Source organism: Pontibacillus litoralis JSM 072002 (assembly GCF_000775615.1).
GTDB classification, from domain to species: Bacteria; Bacillota; Bacilli; order Bacillales; family BH030062; genus Pontibacillus; species Pontibacillus litoralis.
Window position 1 is genome coordinate 1 of the sequence record NZ_AVPG01000040.1, and the last position, 10,738, is coordinate 10,738.

Annotated in this window: 16 protein-coding genes and 1 pseudogene; 9 read left to right on the top strand and 8 right to left on the bottom strand. The window is 35.2% G+C overall.

What is annotated here, in order from left to right; genetic code table 11:
- Window positions 1-426: 426 nt before the first annotated feature.
- The 3 genes from N784_RS15260 to N784_RS15270 form a co-directional block, all read right to left on the bottom strand.
- Entirely contained in the window at window positions 427-729 is a 303-nt protein-coding gene (locus tag N784_RS15260) for a hypothetical protein (protein ID WP_036836348.1), read from the bottom strand.
- Between the two features lie 188 nt (window positions 730-917).
- Window positions 918-1,229: a zf-HC2 domain-containing protein gene (locus tag N784_RS15265; protein WP_036836349.1), complete on the bottom strand. Its 312-nt coding sequence runs from the start codon at window positions 1,227-1,229 to the stop codon at window positions 918-920.
- Between the two features lie 16 nt (window positions 1,230-1,245).
- Window positions 1,246-1,710 (bottom strand): RNA polymerase sigma factor, encoded by a 465-nt coding sequence (locus N784_RS15270; protein ID WP_036836350.1) that lies wholly within the window; start codon window positions 1,708-1,710, stop codon window positions 1,246-1,248.
- 158 nt (window positions 1,711-1,868) lie between these two features.
- Here N784_RS15270 and N784_RS15275 point away from each other — a divergent pair, with 158 nt between their 5' ends.
- From N784_RS15275 to N784_RS15285, 3 genes are all read left to right on the top strand, one after another.
- Window positions 1,869-2,606, top strand: coding sequence for a hypothetical protein (locus N784_RS15275; protein WP_036836351.1), 738 nt, complete (start codon window positions 1,869-1,871; stop codon window positions 2,604-2,606).
- 257 nt (window positions 2,607-2,863) lie between these two features.
- Window positions 2,864-3,145, top strand: a complete 282-nt coding sequence (locus tag N784_RS15280; RefSeq protein ID WP_036836357.1) for a hypothetical protein — start codon at window positions 2,864-2,866, stop codon at window positions 3,143-3,145.
- A gap of 285 nt (window positions 3,146-3,430) precedes the next feature.
- Complete coding sequence (locus N784_RS15285; protein ID WP_036836359.1) at window positions 3,431-3,643, top strand: hypothetical protein; 213 nt, start codon at window positions 3,431-3,433, stop codon at window positions 3,641-3,643.
- 75 nt (window positions 3,644-3,718) lie between these two features.
- Here N784_RS15285 and N784_RS17030 read toward each other — a convergent pair whose 3' ends face one another.
- Together N784_RS17030 and N784_RS15295 are read right to left on the bottom strand one after the other, a co-directional pair.
- Window positions 3,719-4,048 (bottom strand): hypothetical protein, encoded by a 330-nt coding sequence (locus tag N784_RS17030; protein WP_036836376.1) that lies wholly within the window; start codon window positions 4,046-4,048, stop codon window positions 3,719-3,721.
- Between the two features lie 13 nt (window positions 4,049-4,061).
- A complete protein-coding gene (locus N784_RS15295; RefSeq protein WP_036836361.1) occupies window positions 4,062-4,301 on the bottom strand; it encodes a helix-turn-helix transcriptional regulator in 240 nt (79 codons plus the stop codon).
- Between the two features lie 271 nt (window positions 4,302-4,572).
- Here N784_RS15295 and N784_RS17285 point away from each other — a divergent pair.
- Window positions 4,573-4,719: pseudogene (locus N784_RS17285) on the top strand (hypothetical protein); the annotation flags it as partial.
- 213 nt (window positions 4,720-4,932) lie between these two features.
- On the opposite strand, the gene N784_RS16745 reads toward N784_RS17285, so the two are convergent.
- Complete coding sequence (locus N784_RS16745) at window positions 4,933-5,118, bottom strand: helix-turn-helix domain-containing protein (protein WP_156965293.1); 186 nt, start codon at window positions 5,116-5,118, stop codon at window positions 4,933-4,935.
- A 267-nt stretch (window positions 5,119-5,385) separates the two neighbouring features.
- Between N784_RS16745 and N784_RS15305 the strand changes: the two genes are divergently transcribed.
- The 3 genes from N784_RS15305 to N784_RS15315 all read left to right on the top strand — a co-directional run bounded on the left by N784_RS15305 (window position 5,386) and on the right by N784_RS15315 (window position 7,720).
- Entirely contained in the window at window positions 5,386-5,829 is a 444-nt protein-coding gene (locus tag N784_RS15305; RefSeq protein ID WP_036836363.1) for a DUF2521 family protein, read from the top strand.
- Window positions 5,830-5,892: 63 nt separating this feature from the next.
- Window positions 5,893-6,606, top strand: a complete 714-nt coding sequence (gene cwlD, locus N784_RS15310) for an N-acetylmuramoyl-L-alanine amidase CwlD (RefSeq protein ID WP_036836365.1) — start codon at window positions 5,893-5,895, stop codon at window positions 6,604-6,606.
- Window positions 6,607-6,670: 64 nt separating this feature from the next.
- Window positions 6,671-7,720 carry an Mrp/NBP35 family ATP-binding protein gene (locus N784_RS15315; protein WP_036836367.1) on the top strand — a complete coding sequence of 350 codons (1,050 nt, stop codon included), beginning with the start codon at window positions 6,671-6,673 and terminating at the stop codon, window positions 7,718-7,720.
- A 63-nt stretch (window positions 7,721-7,783) separates the two neighbouring features.
- Here the strand turns inward: N784_RS15315 and gerD are convergent, their stop codons facing one another.
- Entirely contained in the window at window positions 7,784-8,422 is a 639-nt protein-coding gene (gene gerD / locus N784_RS15320) for a spore germination lipoprotein GerD (RefSeq protein ID WP_052127376.1), read from the bottom strand.
- A 158-nt stretch (window positions 8,423-8,580) separates the two neighbouring features.
- Here gerD and N784_RS15325 point away from each other — a divergent pair, with 158 nt between their 5' ends.
- A complete protein-coding gene (locus tag N784_RS15325; protein WP_036836369.1) occupies window positions 8,581-9,210 on the top strand; it encodes a KinB-signaling pathway activation protein in 630 nt (209 codons plus the stop codon).
- A gap of 53 nt (window positions 9,211-9,263) precedes the next feature.
- On the opposite strand, the gene pdaB is transcribed toward N784_RS15325, so the two are convergent.
- Window positions 9,264-10,025, bottom strand: coding sequence for a polysaccharide deacetylase family sporulation protein PdaB (gene pdaB / locus N784_RS15330; RefSeq protein WP_036836372.1), 762 nt, complete (start codon window positions 10,023-10,025; stop codon window positions 9,264-9,266).
- 138 nt (window positions 10,026-10,163) lie between these two features.
- On the opposite strand from pdaB, the gene N784_RS15335 reads away from it, so the two are divergent.
- A complete protein-coding gene (locus N784_RS15335) occupies window positions 10,164-10,385 on the top strand; it encodes a hypothetical protein (RefSeq protein WP_036836374.1) in 222 nt (73 codons plus the stop codon).
- The last annotated feature ends 353 nt before the right edge of the window (window positions 10,386-10,738 follow it).

A 10,738-nucleotide genomic window follows, 5' to 3' on the forward strand; every position in this document is an offset into this window, starting at 1 on the left:
TTTTGTCACCCCCGACTTTTGGTGATGAACCAAATAAAAAAGAGTTTAGCAAATACTTCATTTGAAGAACGGGAAGACTTAGAGCAAGAAATAAAATTAAAAATAGTTGAAAAACTATACACTGTTGAATTCAGCGATACCCCAGTTTTTGGAACTTAGTATCATGATTTTTAGTAGAAATATTAGACACAGTCAAAGTGATTCATCGTGGAGTACTTATCGGAAATATTTAATTACTATCAATCTGATATAATAATAGACGCAACAATAATGAACGGAAATAAACCATACCAATATACCAATAAGGATTGTTATCATTGTGTACAGATCTAGAACTCAGATTAGATTAAAGATTAAGGTAATTTTCTCGATAAGAGAAAAAAAGAAGGTTGGTATTCAATCTATTCCTTTTTTCGTACGTAGCAATCAGTGTGTTTTTACCTTTTTCAATAATATAAATAGATAGGGGATTGTTATCAATAAAGCAGGAATAGTATAAAAATACCACAAACCATATATGCCTAAAAGACATCCAGTAATAATAAAATATCCACTTAGTTTACCTTTATTGTACAGTCTGAAGGAGCCAGTGATCGCCAAAACACTTCCTACTATTGCTAAAATACCGAAATTGCCCAGTGTGTAGGAATCATCTACAATGGCAGATAACATAACTGTTAGGGATATTAGTATCCCTAACAGTCCACCAATTATAATCGTAGTTCTCATTTTATACCTCCTAATAGTTAATAAATAATTTTAATAAGTCATCTAAAAACATTAATATAATAATGTCAAACGTGAGCATTATCCAAAAGAATTTCCTTCTATAAAATACAAAAAGAACACTATTAGATATACCCGCGAATGGAAAATAATAAACGATCAAGTTCGATACAAACATAGTAAAACTATTGTCAGATGAAGAAACCCATGTTTGTATTACAACCAATAATCGTCAATCTAGCAACTACCAATACAGAAAAAATGGCTATTTTGAATCGATTTAATAATTTAAACGGCGTAATATCATCTACCATGCTTTCGATATTTTCATTCATATTATTATGCGTTTTTATCTTCATGAAATCGCTGTCCATTTTATTAAAATCTGCCTTACATTCTTTACAACTTTTTATATGAGTATCTATTATTTTTTTGCTTTCTTCTTCTACCTCGTCATAAAGTGGGATTAATTCTTGGACTAACTGATGAATTTCCTGCTTCATAGGTACTCTCCTTTCTCTAGACTGTTATTCTAAACAAACGCGTTTTTACCGCGTCAGGAGATAGGGAAACCAAAGCTGATATCTCCTCATATTTGAAACCATAATATTCTTTTGTAATTAGTATAGTTTTGTCTAAGTTGTTTAGCTTCTCAAGTATATAGGAATATTGTGCATTTACTTGAGTAATTGATTCTGGATCGTTATAAGAAATTAAGAGGTTGTTAATAATGTCGTCATCTTCAAGTAATGTAGGTTTTTGTTTCCTGTGGTAATCAATGTAAGCGTTCTTTGCACATGCAACAAGAAAACTCTTTAAGTAGTTTATCTCTTTGACTTGGCCAGGATCTTTAAGAAGCTTTGAAAAGATATCTTGAATTATATCTTCAGAGATAAACTCATCTTTTGTTAGTGCTAACAAGATTCTTTTCAGATACCAATAATTTTCTTTATAAATGTTTTCAATTTTTTGGAAGGTACCCATATATATTTATCCTTTCTTTTTGCACATTCATATGTGAGACGATATTTAAATAAAAAAGTAACAAACAATTTTTTTCGTTTATTTTTTCTGGTTCATTCCTCTTTGTAATATGAACAAGCAAATAATACACTTGTTTAATTACAAAGAGGAGGGTTTTTATGAAGGATTTAGGAATCATAGACTACACAGTAGAAAGGCTTTCAGAATCACAACTTCCCCAAATTGAAGGTGGTGAAAAGAGATTGATTAATCAGGCCCTTTCATATGTTAAAAGGGGTGGAGAAGTAGAAGAGGGAAAATACACGCAGGTCGGTTTTGAGGCATTGTATAAAGCAGAAAACGGAGAACAATTAAAACAATTTATTCGGTTTTTGAAATTTAGTGATACTTTACGTATTGATTATATCACGGCTAGCTCTCCAGACAATACCTCATCTTTAGTCCAAGTGATTCAACTTATACCTAATGAAAAAATTAGAAAAGTAGTCACTTTTAAAGACGGGTCACTTGTAGGTGAACATAGTAAAGAGACAGATCGTAAGACAATAGAATTAGACTATGATCTGTCACCATCAGAAAAAGAAATCAATAGTAGATTAAGTGATGGTCCGGATTGTATTGTTAATGGTTGTTGTCAGTTCCGTTACAACGGGCTACCATGGAACCCATTGGTAACATACAATTGGTGTGGCAAAGGTTGCGGAGGAGGTACTCCAGTAAATCCGCTAGATACTTGCTGCAGAACACATGATTATTGCTATAGATCTTTCACAACTTATCCTGATAAATGCGCTTGCGATCAAAATTTTATAAATTGTGCAAGAGGAACAGATGAAGCTGGAGGCTCTCGTATGATTGCTGCATTTCAAGGTGTTATGACTTGGGAAGGTTGCTAAAAACATTAGTGTGACTAACTATTAGGCTGTTTTTTAATCATATATTATAGGTGAAAAGGCGGTCTAATTTTTCTTATAGTTAATTGTTATTTCATTGCTCAAATTACTGTTATTCTAATATTGCCTTTCATGTGTCATTTATATTATAATTACACATGATAAGTTCTAAAATATTTGAATGGGACACCCCAAACTGTAGTATGCGTTTAGTCGCTATACTTTAGTTTGGGGTTTTTTGTGTGAAGGGAGAAATTAAAATGAAAAAAATTCTATTATTAGGGTTGATTAGTTTGTTATTTGCTTTTCTATTTGGTTGTTCCTCAGAAGAAAAAAGTGCTAAAGAGAATAATGAAGCTATGAAGGAATCATATCAAGAATATGACACACATCTACAAGATAGAATAGGTGCAGCAAATGAATTATTAGAAACTTTTTCAGGTGCTTTAGATTCTATTTATATGGGTTCAATGTCTGACAATCAATTTGCTAAGATACTAAAAGAAAACATAATTGAAAGTTCTAATGAGTTAGTAACATAAAGTGAATCATTTGATGTCCATCCAACTTTGTTTGAAATAAATCAGAAATTCCTAAGCTATGTTAACGGACAACACCAGTTATTTTTGGACTCAATTAATATGGCCAATGAAGAAAAAGTAAACAAGGACCTGTTAAGAAAACGATTAGTCGAGATGAAAGAAACACAAGCTTTAATTATTAACACCTGGAAGCAAACATAATCTTGAAATGTATTTAATAGTACTTACTGTGAAAATTAACAAATAAGAAAATTATAAAACACTTTTGTAAAGAGGGTAATAAAGATGGATACACATACGTTTTCCAAGATAGAAAACTATATGCTATTGTTAGATGAGAAAAATGAACAAATGGAACAGATTGAAACTAAGATGTCTATGGAATATGAAGAACTGAAACGAAAGCATGAATATCTAATAAATAATGAGAATATCACTAGAAATTATGAACGTTTAACAGATTTTCAGAATCGCTTCAATCTCGTCAGAAAAAAATAGCCCTCATCCGTCATGCGATCAAAGCGCTCGTAATCGAGATAGCCACGTTCAAAAACATACATGCATTCCTTAGGATTAGTTTGAAAAATCTTTCATATAACGAATGGCTAGATAAATTCCTGATACGAGTATTGCCAATGAATATTTAAATAAAAAGAAAATTTGCCACATGTATTCTTTGGGAAAAATTAAATCACATAAAACAACTACACATAAGAGGAGATAAGAACTCTTTAAATAAATTTCGTTTGTCCTTTCGTCGACTTTTCCAATTTTGAAACGAAAGGTGAGCACAATACTTAGTGCGATGAAAATCAACACAACTCCCCCAACGATAAGGACATTCCAGTTGCTGTTCGATTGTTCCACCCAATTCTTTAGAGGGGAGAAGGTTGCTAATAACATAGCAGGAACAGACTCAGGATTCACTCGGATCACTTCCTTTCGAATAAGTAAAAATTTCGGTCACTTCAACTTCAAAGAAGTTGGCAATACGAAGAGCTAAAAGTAAAGATGGTACATAATTTCCTTTTTCCATTACAAAGATGGTTTGTTTTGAAACACCAACTTTTTTTGCTAATTCCATCTGTGACATCTTTGCAAGAACCCGGTGTTCATAGACATTATTTGAAACCGAATCACCAAAATCCTTTTTCATATTTTTCACCTCTTAGCCAAATAATAAAGTATACTTTTACAAAAGTAAAGTGTACTTTATTATTTTAGATTTTTCCTCTTAATTTCCAAAATTATATTTGTACAAAAAACTACTGAGGTATAAATTAACTATAGACAAGTTATAGCTAATTTAAATAAAGGGGGTGGTACAAAAGGAAGCGTAACTAAGCGGAAAGGAGGAAGACCATGAAAAAAGAGTTCACTAAAAAGGGAAAAAAGATCAACAGGAACAAGTTACTTGGTTTGAGGAAGTAATCGACCAACAATTCGATGATGACGTTTTTGGAGCGTGTACCACGAATACTTTTTCGCTCAGTGATTACTGGGGAAACGATGGGGGCTGGTGTACGGCTTCTCACGAGTGCATGGGTTTTAATGGTTCTTTCGTCCATCGATAATACGTTGACCTTGCCACTCCTAATGCAGATAAAATAGCCGTTACTGTATACTTTCCTAGCTATTTATCCACCAGTCGTAAAACTACTTCTTTTTCAACTCCTTTTTCACTTCTAAATACTTTTTTAAAATTTCATTCTCCATCTGTAAATGTTCTATTTGTGCATTTTTCTTTTCCTCTTCACTTTTCCATTCGGTCCATGTCCAAAGGAATACTATTTACCTATTGGTTGATCAAAACGGTGGATTTGGTTCTCTCTGTACCATTTCATCCACGTTTTTATTTGTGAAACATTTTTTATATTGTACTTTTCCATAATCTCTCTATTTGTTAGTTCGCCACTCATTTTATCTTTTACAACCGACCATTTAACTTCACTAGAATAAACGTTTTTGCCCACGCAAAAACACCTCCGAATAGTATTTGTTTGATTATACCATGTCGAAGGTGTTTTTTTATTGTCCCATTTTATTGTGTTAGTCTATATTGGCTAGGGATTTTTTTTGCGGCTGTCATCATCTAGATTGGCAGCCACTTTTATATCTTGTGAATAAGTTGTGGATAATAAAAGCGCGTGATCGATGCCAAATTTGGGCAACTGTTAGAGGAGAGAATGGTTATGGGACATATCGAATAAACTAAGGGGGCTTAATGGAGGTGAGCGAAAATGACAGTTGTCCCTTTGGATCAAGTACGCTTAAATAAACAAATGAGATTTGAACGGAATTTATTAAGGGAGCTTATCCTTGAAGAGGTGCATCAAGATGTAGAAGTAAGCTTTCGGTTTTGGTTCCATTCGTATTATGTGTATGATACGGCTATTCGAGAAGAGGCTTTAGAACAAGCGATGGAAGCTTTCTTGTTAGGGGCGGAGGCAAGTATACTAAAATGCAATGGACAATCGGAGGGTGCTATTCGCGAGCAGTATAGTGAAGAGTTAAGTAGCATGGCAGAGGATTTCTATGATTATTTAGATTATTGGCAAGAAGCAACATCACGACACGGGTGGTTCCATATAAGAGCTAAAGATACGTGTTCCGCTTTTTTTTATCGGTGGTGGGAGCTTGGTTTGAAGAAGGGAGAACGTCGTAAACGGTTACGCCTCGATTAACTAATCATAAAAACCGTCCTTGTCCCATATATTGAAACTAGTTACGATGAGGGGGAAAGAAGGATGGGTAATTTATTCAAAGTAATAAGTTGGTTCATTGGCTTTTGCTTGCTCGTTTTCTTAATTCGTTATCCAATAGATAAATCAGAGGGCTCCTGGAATACGTGGTCCCTTCCCCTTGCAGGCAAAACCGTTGTAATAGATCCTGGTCATGGTGGAGCGGATGGAGGGGCAGTCGGTAGTGATGATACATTAGAGAAGGATATTGCTTTATCCGTTTCACAACAACTGCAAAATTATCTGCAGCAAGGTGGAGCGCTTGTGTATATGACGCGTGAAGCAGATGAGGATTTAGCGGATGATGATATAAGTAGTCTTTCAAAGCGTAAATCACAAGATATTCGTAGGCGGATTGAAATGATTGAACAAAAGGAAGCGGATTTCTTTATAAGTATTCATTTAAATGCGATTCCATCAACGAGGTGGCATGGTGCGCAGTCTTTTTACAACCCTGCTTCACCTGAAAGTGAGCGATTAGCGAAAATGGTTCAGTCAGAGATTATTCGTAATTTAGAGAATACGAAGCGGACAGCCCTTCCAATTCGCAATGTATATTTGATGAAACATACCGGTGCTCCAGGCGCGCTTGTGGAAATTGGCTTTCTATCCAATGTTCATGAGCGTGAATTGTTGAAAACAACAGAATATCAACAGAAAATGGCCGCTTCTATATATGAAGGCGTTCTGCGATACGTTTCAGAGGAAGATTCCCCATGAGCATTTAAATAAGGAGATGTGTTATACTTGCCTATAGAATACGAGAAAAGGTTGGTGACATTTTTTGCTTACGAAAGAACAAGTAGTACAATTACTAAATCCAATACAAGACCCACATTTACATACATCTTTACAAGAAACAGGCGGTATTGAAGAGATAACGATTAAAGAAGAGAAAAATCATGTAAGTGTGAAAATTAATATTGCACAACCAAACACAGCGGAGCAAATGCAACTACAACAAGAAATTGTTAATATTTTGAAAAGCGCTGGAGCAGCAACGGTTGGTCTTCGTTTCAATCAGCTTTCAGAAGATGTTATTCAACAATTTTCTACTACTGAAGAGAGCGATTCCATTTTGGATGGTAACTCGAAAACAACCTTTATCGGTATTGCTAGTGGAAAAGGTGGCGTTGGTAAATCAACGGTGACAGTTAACTTAGCTACATCTTTAGCTCGCTTAGGTAAAAAAGTAGGTATTATTGATGCGGATATATACGGTTTTAGTGTTCCAGATATGATGGGAGTAGAAGAACGTCCAGTTGTACGTGGAGAGTCTATTATACCGGTTGAACGTTTCGGGGTGAAAGTTATTTCGATGGGATTCTTCGTGGAAGATAATTCCCCAATTATATGGAGAGGTCCGATGCTCGGAAAAATGTTAACGAGTTTCTTCCAAGAGGTAGAGTGGGGCGATCTTGATTATTTATTAATTGACTTACCACCAGGGACAGGAGATGTGGCGTTAGACCTACATTCAATGTTACCTTCTTGTAAAGAGATTATTGTAACGACACCACACCCAACAGCGGCTTTCGTAGCAGCTCGAGCTGGCCAAATGGCATTGAAAACAGAGCATGAATTGTTAGGTGTTGTGGAGAACATGGCTTATTTTGAAAGTAACATGACAGGGCAGAAAGAATATGTATTCGGACAAGGCGGCGGACCGAAGCTTGCAGAACAGTTAGATACGGAAGTTTTAGGTCAAATTCCGTTACAGCAGCCTTACGAAGAAGAGGATATTTTTGCACCGGGCGTTTATCAAGCAGACCATCCGACGGGGCAAATTTTCTTAAACATGGCAAACAAAGTAGTTCAGAAATTAGAATCATAAGGAATTCGATTAAAAAATCCTAGCCCCGCTGATTGGTGCTAGGATTTTGTTATACATGACTAATTAAGCTCCGCCACTACCTTCAGATTGTTCACTTCCGCCACCACTATCTTCGCTTTGCTTATTATCATCTTGACTTTGTTTTTTATTTGATGCTTTCATTTCTTCGGCAGCCTTTAATACAATTTGGCTCATTTTTTCTTTAAACATTGGTGTATTCATCGTTTCTTCGATGGTCTTCTCTAAATGCTCTCGAAATTGCTGGCTTTTTACTACAGTGAGCATTTGTTGTTCCATTTCTGGATTTTGTAAGAGTTCAAGCATACTTTTTTGGTAGGTGGGGTCTTTCATTAAGTCTTTCATTAGCTTTTCTTGTTCTTTCATCATCGACTCGGCAAAGGTTTTGGAGAACTGCGGATCTTCAAATTGTTTACTCCAGAATTGTTCTCCTTTTTTTGATGTAACTGTTTCCTCGATTGCTTTTGTTACAACATCCGATTCCAGTGCAAGTTGCTTCTTCATGTCTTCTTCTTTCAGCACTTCTGTTATCGCCTTTTTGCCATCGTCTGTTTTCAGAATATCGACCACCATTTTTTTGGTCGTGTCGTATGCGGCTTGATCACCACTCGAGGACGAATTACCTGTACAAGCTACTAAGAAAGCAATTGATGCTAATAGGATGAGGCCCTTCACTTTATTCACAAGAACACCCCTTTCAACTTTCGTCCCTATGCTTAATATGAGATAACCGAATAAAAATATACAAAGGAAACTAAGGAAAAAAGCGTCTCTTCATGATAGAATATCAAGAGATAATCATTAGGAATGAGAACAATGAATGGGACATAGGGGGCACTAGTGTGACGAGTCGTAATTGGGTGAAGCTATTTTTTAATACGTTACTATTGGGTGGCGTTGTTACGTTAATTGTAAGTTTCTTTGTAAAAAGTGATGCCTATATGATGGCACTTCAGCCGTTTAATGCTTTTGAGCTTTTAGGAGTAATGCTAACATTTTTAGGATTTGGTTTTATATTTAGTGTGATAAGTCAGATGGGTTTCTTTGCTTACTTAACGGTTCATCGTTTCGGATTAGGAATCTTTAAATCGTATTGGATACCTATTCAAATTGGTCTGATCTTGTTTGCTGTATTTGATTTAGTATATTTTCCATATCAAAAAGCGGCAGAAGAGGCTAGCATATGGCCATACATATTGACTGCAACAATTATAACGATATGTAGTGTAGCGGTTGCCTACGTGAAAGCGCAACAGACGAATCAGAAGGCTTTTATTCCAGCCCTTTTCTTCATGATTGTGGTTACGGCGATTGAATGGGTACCAGCAATCAATGTATCAGATGTAGACTATACATTGCTCATGATCTTCCCATTATTTGCATGTAACGCCTATCAGTTATTATTATTACACAAATTAAATTCACCACAGCAATCAGCCAACTCTGCTAAACACGCTACATCTAAAAAATAATCAGCACAGAAAATGGGTATGGAGACTATGAGTTCTCATACCCATTTTTCAATTTATTCGATTGGAGCGGATTTGGCATCAGTTTTGGCGATAAGTTCAGAAACGGAGACAAATTGTAATCCTTTATTTTTTAAACCGGGTAAGATGGTCTCTAAAGCCTGATTCGTTTGCTTAACCGAATCAGAAGCGTGAAGCAAGATAATGTCTCCTTCCTTTGTCTCCTTCATTACATAATCTACAATGTGATCGACACCAGGGTTTTCCCAGTCGTGCGGGTTCACACTCCATTGAATCACTTGAAACTGAAGTTGGTCGGCTAATGTAAGCACTTCTTTGTTGAAATGTCCGTTTGGCGTTCGTAACAATGGAACATCCTCATATCCTAGTTTACGGAATACCTCTTTTGCATATAGAAGATCCTTTTTTACTTGATTGATATCCTGCTGAATATAACTCTTATATCTATAACCTAGCATACCTAATTCATGGCCATCTTCTACAATTCGATCAACGATTTTAGGATGATTTTCCGCCCATTCTCCACTTACAAAGAAAGTCGCTGTCGTTTCATACTCTTTTAAAGTATCTAATATAGGATGTACTTCTTCTTTTCCCCAGCTAATATTAAAGGTTAGTGATAGCTCTTTTTCATTATTTTCCGCACTCGTTAAAGCACGTGGCCCTTTATCTGTTGAGAAAACAGAAAAAACAGTTTCTTTTTCAACATACAGAAAAACGGCACAAAAAAGAGCAGCAACGATAATAAGCCCCCATTTTTTAAAACGTGTCCACTCCCACACATGAAAGAATTGCACGAGTATGTCACCTCACAATTAACGTTTTAATATCAATGTATGACGAGCAAGTCCAATTATGAACAAGCATGTTTGATAAATAAACATTCTATAAACGGGAAATGCTATTACAACAAATTGGTCTAAGAGGTGATATAGGTGCTAGGACTTATTCTTAAAGATGACGAACGAAAAGAGATGGAATACTTGTTAAAACGAGAAATGGATGAATTATTGCAAGATTTACAAGATAACCGAATTGATTATGTCATTAAACAGGCTATGAAAGAACGCTATCACGTTTTGTTTACGCTTTATCGTCGCTTTGCTTCAGAACGAGAATGCCTGAAATACATCCCAAATAAAATCAAATTACAATGAACATTCTTTTATGATGAAAAAAATATCGTTAGTAAAAGGCATAAGAAAGTAGAAGTATGTAATATTTATTTAAAAAACTATTGCGCTCCTTTTGATCATGTGGTATATTTTTATCTGTTGTCACAAAAGACAATTTCTAATCAGCTAATTAATAATATCTTTTTTAAAAAAGTGTTGACGCACTTTCGAAGATATGATAAATTAATTAACGTCGCATTGAAAAACGACAAGCAAACAACAAAACAGTAACGAAAAAACATCAAAAAAGATGTTGACATATCGGAATTGTTTTGATAAGATGTAAAAGTCGCTTTAAAAAATGTTGATCTTTGAAAACTGAACAAAACAACTTG

Coding starts and splice junctions, on each gene's coding strand:
- N784_RS15260 (WP_036836348.1), bottom strand. CDS start 729: ATGAGAACTACGATTATAATTGGTGGACTGTTAGGGATACTAATATCC.
- N784_RS15265 (WP_036836349.1), bottom strand. CDS start 1,229: ATGAAGCAGGAAATTCATCAGTTAGTCCAAGAATTAATCCCACTTTAT.
- N784_RS15270 (WP_036836350.1), bottom strand. CDS start 1,710: ATGGGTACCTTCCAAAAAATTGAAAACATTTATAAAGAAAATTATTGG.
- N784_RS15275 (WP_036836351.1), top strand. CDS start 1,869: ATGAAGGATTTAGGAATCATAGACTACACAGTAGAAAGGCTTTCAGAA.
- N784_RS15280 (WP_036836357.1), top strand. CDS start 2,864: ATGAAAAAAATTCTATTATTAGGGTTGATTAGTTTGTTATTTGCTTTT.
- N784_RS15285 (WP_036836359.1), top strand. CDS start 3,431: ATGGATACACATACGTTTTCCAAGATAGAAAACTATATGCTATTGTTA.
- N784_RS17030 (WP_036836376.1), bottom strand. CDS start 4,048: ATGTTATTAGCAACCTTCTCCCCTCTAAAGAATTGGGTGGAACAATCG.
- N784_RS15295 (WP_036836361.1), bottom strand. CDS start 4,301: ATGAAAAAGGATTTTGGTGATTCGGTTTCAAATAATGTCTATGAACAC.
- N784_RS15305 (WP_036836363.1), top strand. CDS start 5,386: ATGACAGTTGTCCCTTTGGATCAAGTACGCTTAAATAAACAAATGAGA.
- cwlD (WP_036836365.1), top strand. CDS start 5,893: ATGGGTAATTTATTCAAAGTAATAAGTTGGTTCATTGGCTTTTGCTTG.